The organism is Vibrio sp. TMPB1044, assembly GCF_030442075.1.
Taxonomy (GTDB): Bacteria; Pseudomonadota; Gammaproteobacteria; order Enterobacterales; family Vibrionaceae; genus Vibrio; species Vibrio satsumensis.
The window spans coordinates 183218-198916 of the sequence record NZ_JAUJED010000005.1 but is presented as its reverse complement, the minus strand read 5'-3'; the positions used below and the strand labels follow the sequence as shown (position 1 = coordinate 198916).

Below are 15699 nucleotides of genomic sequence, written 5' to 3'. Positions count from 1 at the left end.
CTTTCGCCATAACCTACAAATTGGAGCGATACATCGGGTTCGAACCGATGACCTCAACCTTGGCAAGGTTGCGCTCTACCAACTGAGCTAGTATCGCAATCTAAAAACGTCTTTCGCCGTTCAGGGCTGCGAATTATAAGAGCATTTTTTTGTGATGCAAGTCCTTAATGCAAAATTACGAAACTTTTTACTCAACTGCTGTAAAAGCACACAGATTTGCAAAAAAATTAGCTCTTATGTCCCTGAAAAGTTAGATAAACGTGATCATTTTATCCGACTAGATGTTAATAATCGTTTTTCGGTAGTACTGCAGCTCGGCGATCGACTCTCGAATATCATCAAGTGCAAGGTGACTTCCTGACTTAGAAAAACCATCTAGCACTTCAGGTTTCCAACGACGCGCAAGCTCTTTCAGCGTGCTTACGTCAACATAGCGGTAGTGGAAGTACTCTTCTAACTCTGGCATGTGCTTGTATAGGAAACGGCGATCTTGACCAATGCTGTTGCCACAAATCGGTGACTTACCTTTTGGTACCCATTTTTCAAGAAACTCAATCGTTTGTTGGATGGCATCTTGCTCTGAAACCGTGCTTTCTTGAATTCGCTTCACGAGGCCGCTGCCAGTGTGCGTCGTTGTACACCACTCGTCCATCTTGTCCAATTCACTCTGAGGTTGGTGAATAGCCAAAACAGGTCCTTCAGCCAGGATGTTAAGCTCACTATCAGTAACGATAGTAGCAATTTCAATGATTTTATGAGTTTCAGGATCAAGTCCTGTCATCTCTAGATCAACCCAAATAAGGTTCTGATCGCTAAAGGACATAAGGCGTCGCCTATTTGTTTATGTGTAAAAGAGGTACTATACCCAAATAACTATACTCAAACTAGCTTTAGGACCATCGAAATCACGTGGTACCAGCAACATCCTGTTTGAGTTCCCAATCATCAAGTTAGATGTGTTAAGTGAAAAATTGTGGCTAAAAAAAAGAAGTTAACCAAAGGTCAAGTGCGTCGTGTACGTAGCAACCAGAACAAGCGACTCAAGAAAGAAGATTCTATCCAGTGGGATGAGAACATGCTTGGCGGAACCAAAAGCGGACTCGTGATTACGCGCTTTGGCCAACATGCCGATATCGAAGATCTTGAAACTAACGAAGTTCATCGTTGTAACTTACGCCGTAGTATCGAGACTTTAGTTTCTGGTGACCGAGTGACTTGGCGCGCAGGCTTAGAATCCATGGCCGGCATTTCTGGCGTTGTGGAAGCGGTTGAACCGAGAACTTCAATGCTGACTCGCCCTGATTACTACGATGGCCTAAAGCCGGTTGCTGCGAACGTTGACCAAATGGTTATCGTATCGGCAGTGCTACCAGAGCTATCACTTAATATTATCGACCGCTATTTGATCGCTTCAGAAACAGTGAACATCGCGCCACTTGTTGTGCTGAATAAGGTCGACCTGCTGACTGATGAGCAGATTGCTGAATACCGTGAAACACTGAAAGAGTACGAGAAGATCGGCTACAAAGTGATGTTCGTGAGTAAAGAGTCTGGCTACGGCATCAAAGAGCTGGAAGCTGAACTTAAAGACCGTATCAACATCTTTGTTGGTCAATCGGGTGTGGGTAAGTCAAGCCTAGTGAATGCATTAATGCCAACGCTAGACATTGAAGAAGGCGAAGTCTCTGAGAACTCAGGTCTTGGCCAGCATACCACCACGGCAGCTCGTTTATACCACTTCCCTTCTGGTGGTGATCTGATTGATTCACCAGGAGTTCGTGAATTCGGCCTATGGCACTTAGAAGCCGATGAAATCACTGAAGCCTTCATCGAGTTCAAGCCTTACCTTGGCGGTTGTAAATTCCGCGACTGTAAACACAACGATGACCCTGGTTGTATCCTGCGCGAAGCAGTAGAAAACGGCAAGATCAGTCGATTACGTTTCGACAACTACCACCGCATCATTGAAAGCATGGCGAGTAACAAAGATAACCGTCAGTATTCACGCAACAAAAAAGCCGATCTCTAATCGCGTTTTTGTGAACAAATGTGTGCATTTACTGACAATTGGCGCGAATTTAAGTAACATCTCGCGCCCTAAACCGTCATCAACAGATTTAATTGAAAAACAATTAGCATTGGAAAATTAATACAATGGATAAGATTAAAGTTGGATTGCAGTACTGGATTCCACAACATGGACTGACTCGCCTAGTCGGCAAACTTGCGTCTGCTAAAGCGGGCGGCTTAACGACAGCGATCATCAACTGGTTCATCAAGCAATACAAAGTGAACATGGATGAAGCTCTGCATAGCGATCCAAAACACTTTAAAACATTCAATGAATTCTTCGTGCGTGAATTGAAAGATGGCATGCGCCCTATCGCTGAAGGTGAGTCAGTTATTGTTCACCCTGCCGATGCACGTGTAAGCCAATTTGGCCCAATTACTGACGGTCAACTGATTCAAGCTAAAGGCCATGACTACTCAGCTCGCGAGCTATTGGGTGGTGATGCAGCGCTAGCGGATGAGTTTAAAGACGGCGAATTCGCAACGCTTTACCTGTCTCCAAGTGATTACCACCGCGTGCATATGCCATGCGACGGCACACTACGCCAGATGATCTACGTTCCCGGTGATCTTTTCTCAGTTAACCCGTTAACGGCAGAGAACGTTCCAAACCTATTCGCACGTAATGAACGTGTCGTTTGTATCTTCGATACGGAATTTGGCCCAATGGCACAGGTGTTGGTTGGCGCAACGATCGTAGGCAGCATTGAGCAAGTATGGGCTGGCACCATCACGCCACCTCGCGGTAACTCGGTTTACAAATGGGATTACCCAGCACAAGGCAATAACGCAATCATCTTGAAGAAAGGCGAAGAGATGGGCCGCTTTAAGCTTGGTTCAACCGTTATCAACCTGTTCGCTAAAGGTGCGATCAAATTTGACGACACGATGCAAAATGGTGAGAAAACCGTTCTTGGTACCCCTTTCGCGCATATTGCTGGTAAAGAAGTTGAGACTGAAGCTGTTGATTCAACAGAGAACACTGACCAAGCTTAACGGTTTGAGTTAACTCATTTAGTTTTAAAGGCGCGTTACTTTTTCTATTTCTATATCAGAGAAGAACGCGCCTTTTTCTTAACTCTACCAATTCGTCTCCTACTCAAGCCCTAACAACCCAAGCTTTCAATCCTCAACCCCTGCCCAGCCAGCTGTTGCTTCTCACTCTTGCCTCTAATTGCTCAGATAAAAGATTGACCAAAAACAAAACAACTGTCGAAACCTTAAACAACTTTTCGATTTTACAATCCGTCTCCAAGTACCAAAAATCCAGATAACTTACTCTATTTGAAGATATTTTATTCATAGGGTCTTTGTACATGCCTAAACCCAATGTTGGCGTTCTGGTCAAGCTGTTGATTTGTTTTGCGATTCCCTTAGGCGTGTTATTCATGCCGATAGATTCAATACCAATCGATGATCTCACTCTGATTCAACATCGCTTGTTGGCGATATTCTTGTTGGCAGCTCTACTGTGGGTACTTGAACCTGTTCCGGTATTCGCCACTTCCATTTTGATCATTGCACTTGAGCTGGTAATGATTTCTGATAAAGGCTTACACCTGTTTAGAAATCCACCCGCAGGACACGATCTAGGTGAGTTAATCAAATATACCGACATATTCGGTGCATTTTCGTCACCGATCATCATCCTATTCATGGGTGGTTTTGCTCTTGCGATATCCGCATCCAAGTACGAACTCGATAACAACTTAGCTCGAGTGCTACTCAAGCCATTTGGCACAGAGCCGCGCTTCATCATGCTGGGTTTAATGCTGATCACCGCCGTGTTCTCGATGTTCATGTCAAATACCGCAACTACGGTAATGATGCTGGCGCTACTCGGTCCTATCGTGGCGTCGGCACCAAGAGGCGACATGGGGATCAAAGCGCTCGTGTTGTGTATTCCCATTGCTGCCAACACCGGTGGTATCGCGACACCAATCGGCACGCCTCCCAATGCCATCGCATTACAATACCTAACGGGTGAAAACACCATCGACTTCCTCAGCTGGATGATGATGGGCTTGCCCTTTGTGATCATCCAACTCACCATTGCTTGGTTCCTTCTTCAGAAAATTTTTCCTTCCAAGCAGAAGAACATGGTGCTCAAACTCGATGGACAATTCAGAAAGAGCTGGCGAGCGATTGTGGTTTACATCACCTTCGCTGCGACGATCTTATTGTGGATGACCACCAAACTGCATGGCATGAACACTTATGTAGTGTCTATCATTCCACTGGCTGTCTTTACTCTCACTGGCATCATGGGCAAAGAAGAGCTCAAGCTGATTAACTGGGATGTATTGTGGCTGGTTGCGGGTGGTATTGCGATTGGGATTGGCTTGGATAAAACAGGCTTAGCCGCTGCACTCGCACACGCGATTGACTATGAATCACTCTCGCCTGCTGCTGTGGTACTGACGTTATCTATCGTGTGTTGGTTAATGGCGAACTTCATGTCGAACACCGCGACTGCCAACTTACTGATGCCAATAGCCGCTGCGATTGGTGCATCGATGGAAAGCCTAGTTGCGATTGGTGGTCTACAGGGCTTGCTGGTTGTGGTCGCCTTCTCAGCATCACTTGGTATGATTTTACCAGTATCGACACCACCAAACTCACTGGCTTACTCGACCGGACTTATCGAAAGCAAAGACATGGCGAAGATGGGCATCATCTTAGGAATTGTCGGCTTGTCAATGGTCTACCTCGCGCTGTTTATTATCACCTAGCACGTTAGCTTATTATCATCTAGCACGTTAAATTCTCACTACAACCCTCCAGATAGCAATCGTGATTTCGCTACCTGGTGGGTTTATTCGATTTTGATCGATAGATAATTGTGATTCTACTTCACGGATTATTAAAAATAACGATGATTTATTTTAAATTTTTGATTTTAAACACATTTAACAACATCAAGACAGCGGCAATATACACGCATCAAAGACACGTCAATTCACCATCAAGTACGTCGTTGTAGTTAGGTTATTGTCTAATCAGAGAGGAATGGACCTTGAGACATACTATTAAATTTAAAATTCAGATCGCCATTGCGGTCATTATTGCCGTCGTGAGTGGCGCTCAAGCATGGATCTCGGTTAATCAGCTGACTCAAGAGACTGAAGTCGCGATCAACCAAGAAATGAAAAATGTCAGTGTCGGCACTACCAATTATATTGCCGATTGGCTCTCTACTCGCAGCGATATGATGCTTGCTAATGAGCCGACCATTTCAAGCAGTAGTAACTCTGACCGCGAGTTGCTAATCACCAAACAAGCTGGGCAATTCTTGTCTGTTTATGCGGGATTCAGCGATGGCACTATCGCGTATGGCGATAAAGGTGAAGATTGGCCAGCAGGCTATGACCCACGCACCCGCCCTTGGTATAAAGATGCTAACGCAACATCAGACCTCGTCATTACTGAACCTTATCAAGACTTTGACGGCAGCATTGTCATCAGCTTTGCGAAAGCATTCAACGGTGAAAGACAAGGTGTCCTCGCAGCAGACTTAACCGTCACCAGCATTATTGATACGGTTCTCAATGTAAAACTGGATAACGATGGCTTTGCGTTTTTAGTGGATGGTAACAACAACATCGTTGCCTACACTGATGAAGAGCTAAGTCAGAAACCACTGACGAGTTTAAACCCAGAGCTAACGGTCGACAAAGTATCACAACTGCTCCAAAACCAAATGATCACGACGTTAACTTGGCCTGGTCAAGGCGATAAAATGGTCTACATCGCTAACGTTCCGAATACCGATTGGTCATTGGGTATTGTGATCGATAAAGAAATGGCATTCTCTGCGGTCTCTGACGCGATTCAATTCATCTCCCTGACTTCTTTAATTTTGTATATCGTCATTTCGATTGCGAGCACAATGGTGATTAACCGCCTGCTTTCTCCATTACAAACCTTATCAGAAGCACTGACTCAGCTTGCTCAAGGTAGAGGTGATCTCACTCAACGTATTGATATCACGCGTATGGATGAGATAGGCAAACTGGCCGAGCTTGTAAACCAGTTCTTAAGCCAGATGCAAAGCATGTTGAAAGGCGTCATAGAACACAGCCACGATCTCAACAATCATGCCGAAAAGGCCAACCAACTGGCGACCCAATCCTCCATTCGAGTTGAAAATCAGCAAAACGATATCAATCAAATAGCGACCGCGATTCATGAGATGTCCGCCACCGCAGCTGAAGTAGCTAGCCATGCTGAACTCACTGCATCTGCTTCTCAAGCTTCAGCCACTGCTTGTAATGAAGGTCAGGAGGTTATTCAACAAAACCGCGATGCGATTACTGGCCTCGCGACTCAAGTTGAAGACGCGGCCAATGTGATTCGTGAATTAGAGAGTAATGCTCAAAGCATCAACAAGATCCTATCCACCATTCAAGGTATTGCTGAACAAACCAACCTGTTGGCCTTAAATGCGGCAATTGAAGCCGCTCGAGCGGGTGAGCAAGGTCGCGGGTTTGCTGTTGTCGCAGACGAGGTTCGAGTGCTAAGCCAAAGAACGCATGGCTCAACGGAAGAAATCCGCGTGATGATTGATACGTTACAGAAGAATACTGAACATGCTGTCGAAAGCATGACCACCAGCACTCAACTGGCAGAGAACAGTGTTGGCTTCGCAGAGCAAGCTCATGGCAGCCTATCTAAAATCACGCAAGCCATCACCGAAATCAACGATATGGCGCTGCAAATAGCGAGTGCAGCCGAAGAACAACGTGCCGTGAGCGAAGACATCAGTCGTAATACACAAGGGATTAAAGATGCCTCTGATGATCTTGCACAACAAGCGGAAAGCAGCCGCAACAGTTCAAATGAGATGAGCAGCGCTGCCGAGTCGATGCGCCGAGATGTAGAGCGCTTTAAGGTATAAAGTTTCGCTAGTCAGACAAGCGAAACGGATAACTGGAACAAATCGATAACTGAGGAGCAAAGTGGTGCTTTTGCTAAGAATCACTTTGTTCTCAGTTCGGTTTGATGCATATTGATGAGCTAATTTATCCCAGACACAAGGATGTTATTCAGATGGGATTCGAATGGTTAGCTCTCGCCGCTGCCTTTCTTTGGGCCATTGCGAGCCTAATGTCAGTAAAGCCTGCTCAGCACTTGGGTTCTTTCGCCTATAGCCGCTGGCGAATGGGTTGTACCGCAATCATCTTATCGAGTATGGCTTGGTTTACCGGAGGTTGGTCAACTGTCGAAGCCAATCTAGTCACGCCGATGATGCTGTCTGGCCTGATTGGTATCTTCATTGGTGATACCGCCCTATTTGCCTGCTTAAACCGAATGGGACCGCGCCAAGCGGGTTTGCTGTTCTCTTGTCACGCCGTGTTCTCAGCCATTCTTGGTTACTTCCTATTTAGCGAAAGCATGACTTCTGTTGAGCTGATTGGCTCGGCTTTGGTGTTCAGTGGCGTTTTAACAGCGATATTCTTTGGTCGTCGAGGACAGGCTAACAATCAACTTGAAACCATCAAAGGCACCGTGTGGATTGGTGTTGCACTGGGACTTACAGCTGCGATTTGCCAAGCACTGGGTGGCATCATCGCCAAACCCGTGATGCAAACCAATATCGACCCGGTTGCCGCTTCTGCGATTCGGATGATCACCGCCTTTGTCGCCCACTCCGCATTTCGTTTAACGGGTGCCAAGCTATCACGCGCAATCAACCCGATGAATGGTCAGATATTTGCGATTACCGCAGTTAACGGCTTTTTAGCGATGGCGGTGGGAATGACGCTGATCTTGTATGCACTACAGGAAGGCAATGTCGGCATGGTCGCTCTGTTATCTTCAACCACACCTATCATGTTGTTACCAATACTTTGGCTGTACACCAAACAGAGACCAAATGCCTACGCTTGGATCGGTGCCATTGTTGCCGTAGTGGGTACTGGTATTTTGGTCAGATAGAGCACTGGTATTCTGGTCAGCTGATGGAAACTGAGAGCTATTAGCTCTCAGTAAAAAAAGCAAAAAGCTAAGAACGTGGGAACGGGAAAGCGGTCACATCATCGATGTGGTCGTAACCCAAAGCCAGCATAATCAGCCTATCGATACCTAAAGCAACACCCGCACAATCTGGTAAACCCGCTTTTAATGCCTCAATCAAGTGATGGTCAATCGGTTGAGGTGATAAGCCCATCTCAATACGTTTGGCATTGTCGTCTTCAAAACGCTTGAGTTGCTCTTGTGGTTTATCCAACTCATGGAAACCGTTAGCTAATTCGATGCCTTTGAAATACACCTCAAAGCGATCCGCCACTCGTGAATCCTCGGGGTTAATCTTAGCTAATGCCGCTTGTGAGGCTGGGAAGTCATAAACAAAGGCTGGCACCTGTTGGCCAATCTTTGCTTCAACCCCGATGCTAAACAGCAACTGCAGCAAGGTATCGCGATCTTGTTCAGGGTCAGCTATGTCGCTGAGCCCAAGTTTTTCTGCGGCTTGTTTTAGCGTATCCATCGAATCTTCAAGCGGACATACACCTAACACGTCGATAAAGGCTTGTTGATAAGTCATTCGCTCTGCTGAGCTCGATTTAAGTACCTGCTGTAACAGCAAATCCATTTCATCCATTAAGTCATGGTGATCAAAACCGACGCGATACCACTCCAACATGGTGAACTCAGGGTTGTGATAACGGCCATTTTCTTCATTCCGGAAAGACTTACAAATTTGATAAATACAGCCACTGCCCGCCGCTAATAGACGTTTCATATGAAACTCAGGGCTAGTCATAAAGAACAGGGGCTGACCGTGCGCATAACCCGGCCCTACGAATTCAGTTTTGAAAGTATGCAAATGCACGTCCGTTACCGTGGCGTGGCTCATCGCAGGCGTATCCACTTCCATCACGTTTCGTTCAGCAAAGAACTGACGGATTTGATTAAGGATATCAGCACGTTGCTTTAACTGCTTAATGGTTGCGGCTGGTTGCCATGTTGAGTGCATTATTAAGTTCCATATTACTGAATTCTAGGCGACGGAAATTACCACCTTTCGCCTCTTTTGTAAGCTTCTATCTTTCTATAGATGAAAGCAAAATGTTGCTTTAATGAAGCCAGAAAATTACGTTCTACAATACAATTATCAATACAGCTTTCACATCCACATTGATAACAAAAATCATACTCAACAAGCCGTTAACACAAGCCCTGTGGGCTAATCGTTATCAACAATTCATTGCCGTGATTGCAGTCACATAACCTATAAATTCTATGCCTCCATATGCACTACCGACCTAAAAACCCAAATGCATCAACTTTTCGAATACCTTCCTCTCTTACACTGAACCTACCACTTAAGGCTTAGGGGTGATGAACGGTTGATGCCGTTTAAGTGCTATTAATTAGTAAGTACTGCCAATTAGTAAGTGCTATTAGTTAGTAAGTGCCACCAATAAGCTTTTTATAATAACAAGCGGAATACTCCGCATCACACTGGAGAATAACTGTGAAGACAATTACCACAGATATCGCAGTCATCGGCGCAGGCGGCGCTGGTCTTCGTACAGCAATTGCAGCAGCTGAGGCTAATCCTGAATTGGAAGTAGCACTGATTTCTAAAGTTTACCCAATGCGTTCGCACACGGTAGCAGCAGAAGGCGGTTCAGCAGCGGTAATTAAAGACGAAGATAGCCTAGATAACCACTTCAACGATACTGTTGGCGGTGGCGACTGGCTATGTGAACAGGATGTTGTTGAATACTTTGTTGAAAACTCGACTCGCGAAATGATCCAAATGGAACAATGGGGCTGCCCATGGAGTCGTAAAGAAAACGGTGAAGTAAACGTACGCCGATTCGGCGGTATGAAGGTAGAGAGAACGTGGTTCGCAGCGGATAAAACCGGCTTCCACATGCTTCATACTCTGTTCCAGACTTCGATGAAGTACGACACAATCAAACGATTTGATGAGTACTTTGTGGTGGATTTGATCGTTGAAGATGGCGAAGTACAAGGCCTAATCGCGATTCATATGTCTGAAGGTGAGCTTGTTACGATTAAAGCAAAATCTGTTGTATTAGCAACCGGTGGCGCAGGTCGTGTTTACCACTGTAATACCAACGGCGGCATCGTAACGGGCGACGGTATGGCAATGGCTTATCGCCACGGTGTACCACTGCGTGATATGGAGTTCGTTCAATACCACCCAACAGGCCTACCGGGCACTGGCATCTTGATGACCGAAGGTTGTCGTGGTGAAGGCGGTATCATCGTCAACAAGAACGGCTACCGTTACCTACAAGATTACGGCATGGGCCCTGAAACTCCAGTGGGCGAGCCGAAGAACAAATACATGGAACTGGGTCCTCGTGACAAAGTTTCTCAAGCATTCTGGCACGAGCAGCAGAAAGGCAACACCATCAAGCACCCACTTGGTGATGTCGTACACCTTGACCTTCGCCACCTGGGTGAAGAGTACCTGCAAGAGCGTCTACCGTTCATCTGTGAACTGGCAAAAGCGTACGTAAACGTAGACCCAGCAAAAGAGCCAATCCCAATTCGTCCGACCGTTCACTACACCATGGGTGGTATTGAAACTAACGGTACCTGTGAAACTCGCATTAAAGGCCTATTCGCCGTTGGTGAATGTGCTTCAGTTGGCCTACACGGTGCAAACCGCCTAGGTTCTAACTCGCTGGCTGAGTTTGTAGTATTTGGTCGCGTAGCCGGTGAACAAGCAGTGAAACGTGCAGCTGAATTCAAAGGCTGGAATGAAGAATCTATCGCTAAGCAAGTTAAAGCGGTTGAAGATCGCATCGCAGGTCTACTAAACCAAGAAGGTGATGAGAACTGGGCTGACATCCGCACTGAAATGGGTCACACCATGGAAGCGGGTTGTGGTATCTACCGTCAAGAAGACTTGATGCAAAAGACCATCGACAAAATCACTGAACTGAAAGCTCGCTACAAGAAGATCAGCATTAAAGACAAAGGCAAAGTGTTCAACACTGACCTACTTTACGCTATCGAAGTGGGTTACGGCCTTGAAGTTGCAGAAGCGATGGTTCACTCAGCGATCCTTCGTAAAGAGTCTCGCGGTGCACACCAACGTCTAGACGACAACTGCACAGAACGTGATGACGTGAACTTCCTGAAACACTCTCTATCTTTCTACAACGAAGATGCAGCACCAACCATCGACTACAGCGGCGTTAAGATCACCAAATCTCAACCTAAAGCTCGTCTGTACGGTGAAGCTGCAGAGAAAGCCGCTGCCGCTGAAAAAGCAGCAGAAGAGAATGCTAAGAAGAGCGAAGAGGAGCAAGCATAATGTCAGCGAATCGAATCCAAAAAATTGAAATCCTGCGTTATGACCCTGAGCACGATGCAGAACCTCACTTTCAAACCTTTGAAGTGCCATTTGATGAAACCATGTCAGTACTTGATGCGATCGGTTACATCAAAGACAACCTAGATAAAGACCTGTCTTACCGTTGGTCTTGTCGTATGGCGATTTGTGGTTCTTGCGGCATCATGGTTGATGGCGTGCCAAAACTGGCATGTAAAAGCTTCTTACGTGACTACCCGAATGGCTTCAAGATTGAGCCTTTGGCTAACTTCCCAATCGAAAAAGATTTGATTGTCGACATGACGCCGTTCATCGAGCGCCTTGAAGCAATCAAGCCTTACATCATTGGTAACGACCGTAAGCCAGAAGACGGCACTAACATCCAAACTCCAGAGCAAATGGCGAAGTACAAACAGTTCGCTGGCTGCATCAACTGTGGTTTGTGTTACGCAGCGTGTCCTCAGTTTGGTCTAAACCCTGAGTTCATCGGCCCTGCGGCACTTGCTCTTGCTCACCGCTACAACCTAGATAGCCGTGACAATGGTAAAGCTGAACGCATGAAGCTTATCAATGGCGACAACGGCGCTTGGGGCTGTACGTTTGTAGGTTACTGTTCTGACGTATGTCCGAAGAAAGTAGACCCAGCAGCGGCAGTAAACCAAGGCAAAGTTGAGTCTTCAATGGACTTCGTTATTTCGATGTTCAAGCCTGATGGATCGCAAGTAAAAACAGCAGAGGAGGCATAATATGAGCAATCGTAAGCCTTATGTTCGTGAGATGAAGAGAACATGGTGGAGCAACCATCCGTTCTACCGCTTCTACATGCTACGTGAAGCAACTGTACTGCCTTTGATTCTGTTCACTGTGTTCCTAACCTTTGGTTTGGGTGCGCTAGTGAAAGGTCCTGAAGCGTGGGAAGGTTGGTTGAGCTTTATGGCTAACCCTATCATTGTTGGTATCAACATCGTGGCACTGCTTGGCAGCTTACTGCACGCTCAGACCTTCTTCAGCATGATGCCTCAAGTAATGCCAATCCGCCTTAAAGGCAAATTGGTTGATAAAAGAATCATCGTACTGACCCAGTGGGCAGCGGTGGCTTTTATTTCTTTAATCGTTCTTGTTGTGGTGTAAGGAGCTTTCGTTATGAACACAAATTACAAAGTAAAACCTGTTAACCACAACCCACAACGCTCTGATGAGCCAATCTGGTGGGGCCTATTTGGCGCTGGCGGTACTTGGTTCGCGATGATCACACCAATCACGATCTTAGTACTCGGTATCTTAGTGCCAATGGGCATCATCGATGCGGACGCAATGAGCTACGAACGTGTGTCTGAATTTGCCACCAGCATTATCGGTGCACTGTTCATCATCGGTACGCTAGCACTGCCAATGTGGCACGCAATGCACCGTCTTCACCATGGCATGCACGACCTTAAGTTCCACGTCGGCGTTGCGGGTAAAGTGGGCTGCTACTTCGTTGCAGGCCTAATCAGCGCATTGTCTGTTATTTTCATCTTTATGATCTAACAGTTAAGAGCAGATGCGGGATTCGAGTAATCGAGATGCGAAGAGCTTAAAAGCAGATTCGGGATTCGAGTAATCGAGTAATCGAGTATCGAAGAGCTTAAGAGCAGATTCGGGTAAACGAGTATCGAAGTGCTTAAGAGCGAAAAGACTAAAAGCAGAGCAGGGTTATCTTGTTCTGCTTTTTTGTTGCTTGTCGAATATCACACATCTAGCTCGCTCCTGCTTTTCCTGCTTTTCGTATCCCGTATCTCGCTTACTCTAATCTGCCCTTACCGCTCTTCGTATCCCGCATCTCGTTTACTCGAACCTGCCCTTCCAGCTCTTCGTACCCCGCATCCCGTTTACTCGCATCTGCCCTTCCAGCTCTTCGCATCCCGCTTACTCGTATCTGCCTTTCCAGCTCTTCGTATCTCGAATCCCGTTTACTCGCATCTGCTCTTCAAGCTCTTCGTATCCCGCATCTCGTTTACGCGCATCTGATCTTGGGATACAAAAAAAGGTCGCTCATGAGCGACCTTTTCTATTTCACTGAACCATCCCAAAATAGGATGGGCACAATCAAATTACTTCACACGACCAACGTATTCGCCAGTACGAGTATCAACTTTCACAACTTCACCGATTGCGATGAATAGAGGTACGCGAACTACCGCGCCTGTTGCTAGAGTTGCAGGCTTACCGCCAGTACCTTGTGTGTCGCCTTTAAGGCCAGGATCGGTTTCAGTTACTTCGATCTCAACAAAGTTTGGTGGAGTTACTGTGATAGGGTTATCATTCCACAACGTTAGAGTACAAACGTCATTTTCAACTAACCATTTTGCAGAGTCAGCAACTGCTTTTACGTCTGCTGCGATTTGCTCAAATGTTTCGTTGTTCATGAAGTGGTAGAATTCGCCATCGTTGTATAGGTAGCCTAGTTCAACGTCAACAACATCTGCAAGCTCAAAGCTTTCGCCTGATTTGAATGTTTTCTCTAACACTTTGCCTGACAGCAGTTTACGAAGTTTTACACGGTTAAACGCTTGGCCTTTACCTGGCTTAACGTATTCATTGTCGATAATTGAGCAAGGCTCGTTATCTAACATGAATTTTAAACCGCCTTTGAATTCATTGGTGCTTACTGACGCCATGATTTTCTCTTCCACATCTTTGAGTTAATTTCAATGCCGCATATCATAACCCGAAAAGTCGAATCTGTTGAGCAAAACTGGCTCAAACAACTATCGAATGCGATCTCTGACCCGACAAAACTGCTTGAGGCATTGGAAATAGACCCAACACCGTGGCAAGCAGGCTTCGCTGCTCGTGAGTTATTTGCACTTCGGGTACCCCTTAGCTTTGTCGAACGAATGGAAAAAGGCAACCCACACGACCCTTTGCTGCGACAGGTTTTGCCGCTAAGCGAAGAGTTCGAGGTTCATCAGGGCTATTCTGCCGATCCATTGGAAGAGCAAGACAACGCGATTCCAGGGCTGCTGCACAAATACAAAAATCGCGCATTGATGATTGTGAAAGGTGGCTGTGCAATTAACTGCCGCTACTGCTTCCGTCGTCATTTTCCTTATCAAGATAACAAGGGCTCAAAGTCGGTGTGGCAAACCAGCCTCGACTATGTGGCTGCTCACTCAGAGATCAACGAGGTTATCTTATCGGGTGGCGATCCACTGATGGCAAAAGATAGCGAACTAGAATGGCTTATCAGTGCTATCGAACAAATCCCACATGTCAAAACCGTTCGAATTCATAGCCGATTACCGGTTGTGATCCCCGCTCGAGTGACGGATGAACTGTGCCAATTGTTAGCGCAAACTCACCTCAATGTGGTCATGGTGAGCCATATTAATCATGCCAACGAAATTAACTTAGAGCTCAAAAAAGCCTTTCATAAGCTGAAGCAAAGTGGTGTGACTCTGCTTAACCAAGGCGTGATGCTTAAAGGGGTGAACAACAGCGCTAACTCCTTGAAAGAATTAAGCGAAAAACTATTCGATGCTGGCGTTTTACCTTACTATATGCATGTACTTGATAAAGTTCAGGGCGCTGCTCATTTCTATATTTCTGATGAAGAAGCGAAGCATCATTTTAAAGGGCTAATCTCTGAGGTTTCTGGCTACTTGGTGCCTAAGTTAACTCGTGAGATTGGTGGACGCAGCAGCAAGACGCCACTCGACCTCCACATTGAATAGAGAAGTTGTATCAATGAAACACAATACTTCAGTTGCTCCACCAGCAACCACATCCCGTCAAGCGCTAAAGTTCAACTCAAAAGGTTTCACCATCATCGAGTTGGTCGTGGTGATCGTGATTCTGGGTATTGTGTCTGTAACGGCCGCTTCGAAGTTCCTCAACCTGCAAACCGATGCTCGTATCTCGACATTAAACGGCCTTAAAGGCGGAATGGAGGGTGCAAGTGCTATGCTTTATGGTAAGACATCAGCATTAGGCTTAGATAAAGCAGCGAGTGCGTCAGTAAATGTTGAGGGCGACGATATATTGGTGGCTTACGGTTATCCTGCGGCGATGAATGATCAAGCCTGGGCACACCTTATCGAAGCCACTTTCTTAGATGCGGTTTGGGAAACCGGTAGAGCTGACTGGTTCTTTACCAACACAAACGCGCACGATGGCATTATTCTTTATGCACCTTCGAGCCGAAAAAAGCAGGCTGATAACTGTTACCTTGAATATCAAGAAGCGACTGAGACCACGACACCTGTCTTCACCTTAACAACAGACGGCTGTTAGACTTTACGTCATCTTTATCAATCGTTAAGACAAAA

At 46.1% G+C, this 15699-nt stretch carries 14 protein-coding genes and 1 tRNA gene; 11 read left to right on the top strand and 4 right to left on the bottom strand.

Annotated features, from left to right (window positions below):
- Positions 1–21: 21 nt before the first annotated feature.
- Together QQ041_RS02910 and orn are read right to left on the bottom strand one after the other, a co-directional pair.
- Positions 22–97, bottom strand: a tRNA-Gly gene (locus QQ041_RS02910).
- A gap of 180 nt (positions 98–277) precedes the next feature.
- Entirely contained in the window at positions 278–823 is a 546-nt protein-coding gene (orn, locus tag QQ041_RS02905; protein WP_017055371.1) for an oligoribonuclease, read from the bottom strand.
- Between the two features lie 150 nt (positions 824–973).
- Here orn and rsgA point away from each other — a divergent pair, with 150 nt between their 5' ends.
- From rsgA to QQ041_RS02880, 5 genes are all read left to right on the top strand, one after another.
- A complete protein-coding gene (rsgA, locus tag QQ041_RS02900) occupies positions 974–2029 on the top strand; it encodes a small ribosomal subunit biogenesis GTPase RsgA (RefSeq protein WP_048663217.1) in 1056 nt (351 codons plus the stop codon).
- Between the two features lie 125 nt (positions 2030–2154).
- Positions 2155–3066 carry an archaetidylserine decarboxylase gene (gene asd / locus QQ041_RS02895; protein ID WP_081230115.1) on the top strand — a complete coding sequence of 304 codons (912 nt, stop codon included), beginning with the start codon at positions 2155–2157 and terminating at the stop codon, positions 3064–3066.
- A 320-nt stretch (positions 3067–3386) separates the two neighbouring features.
- Entirely contained in the window at positions 3387–4802 is a 1416-nt protein-coding gene (locus QQ041_RS02890) for a DASS family sodium-coupled anion symporter (protein ID WP_146490034.1), read from the top strand.
- Positions 4803–5086: 284 nt separating this feature from the next.
- Complete coding sequence (locus QQ041_RS02885; protein WP_285953069.1) at positions 5087–6967, top strand: methyl-accepting chemotaxis protein; 1881 nt, start codon at positions 5087–5089, stop codon at positions 6965–6967.
- Positions 6968–7119: 152 nt separating this feature from the next.
- On the top strand, positions 7120–8007 hold the full coding sequence (locus QQ041_RS02880) for a DMT family transporter (RefSeq protein WP_285953068.1): 888 nt from the start codon (positions 7120–7122) through the stop codon (positions 8005–8007).
- A 67-nt stretch (positions 8008–8074) separates the two neighbouring features.
- On the opposite strand, the gene epmA is transcribed toward QQ041_RS02880, so the two are convergent.
- Positions 8075–9046 carry an elongation factor P--(R)-beta-lysine ligase gene (epmA, locus tag QQ041_RS02875; protein WP_285953067.1) on the bottom strand — a complete coding sequence of 324 codons (972 nt, stop codon included), beginning with the start codon at positions 9044–9046 and terminating at the stop codon, positions 8075–8077.
- A gap of 501 nt (positions 9047–9547) precedes the next feature.
- Between epmA and frdA the strand changes: the two genes are divergently transcribed.
- Genes frdA through frdD form a run of 4 tightly spaced genes read left to right on the top strand, consistent with a single transcriptional unit; the run spans position 9548 to position 12919 of the window.
- Positions 9548–11371: a fumarate reductase (quinol) flavoprotein subunit gene (frdA, locus tag QQ041_RS02870; RefSeq protein ID WP_081230121.1), complete on the top strand. Its 1824-nt coding sequence runs from the start codon at positions 9548–9550 to the stop codon at positions 11369–11371.
- Positions 11371–12135, top strand: coding sequence for a succinate dehydrogenase/fumarate reductase iron-sulfur subunit (locus QQ041_RS02865; RefSeq protein ID WP_009847917.1), 765 nt, complete (start codon positions 11371–11373; stop codon positions 12133–12135). Before frdA ends, QQ041_RS02865 begins: the two co-directional genes overlap by 1 nt.
- A 1-nt stretch (position 12136) precedes the next feature.
- Entirely contained in the window at positions 12137–12520 is a 384-nt protein-coding gene (gene frdC, locus QQ041_RS02860; RefSeq protein ID WP_102530487.1) for a fumarate reductase subunit FrdC, read from the top strand.
- Between the two features lie 12 nt (positions 12521–12532).
- Entirely contained in the window at positions 12533–12919 is a 387-nt protein-coding gene (gene frdD / locus QQ041_RS02855) for a fumarate reductase subunit FrdD (protein ID WP_017067166.1), read from the top strand.
- Between the two features lie 563 nt (positions 12920–13482).
- On the opposite strand, the gene efp is transcribed toward frdD, so the two are convergent.
- Positions 13483–14049, bottom strand: coding sequence for an elongation factor P (gene efp / locus QQ041_RS02850; RefSeq protein WP_019822013.1), 567 nt, complete (start codon positions 14047–14049; stop codon positions 13483–13485).
- A 33-nt stretch (positions 14050–14082) separates the two neighbouring features.
- On the opposite strand from efp, the gene epmB reads away from it, so the two are divergent.
- Both epmB and QQ041_RS02840 read left to right on the top strand, forming a co-directional pair.
- Complete coding sequence (gene epmB, locus QQ041_RS02845; RefSeq protein ID WP_146490031.1) at positions 14083–15105, top strand: EF-P beta-lysylation protein EpmB; 1023 nt, start codon at positions 14083–14085, stop codon at positions 15103–15105.
- Between the two features lie 13 nt (positions 15106–15118).
- Positions 15119–15664, top strand: a complete 546-nt coding sequence (locus tag QQ041_RS02840) for a prepilin-type N-terminal cleavage/methylation domain-containing protein (protein ID WP_285953066.1) — start codon at positions 15119–15121, stop codon at positions 15662–15664.
- The last annotated feature ends 35 nt before the right edge of the window (positions 15665–15699 follow it).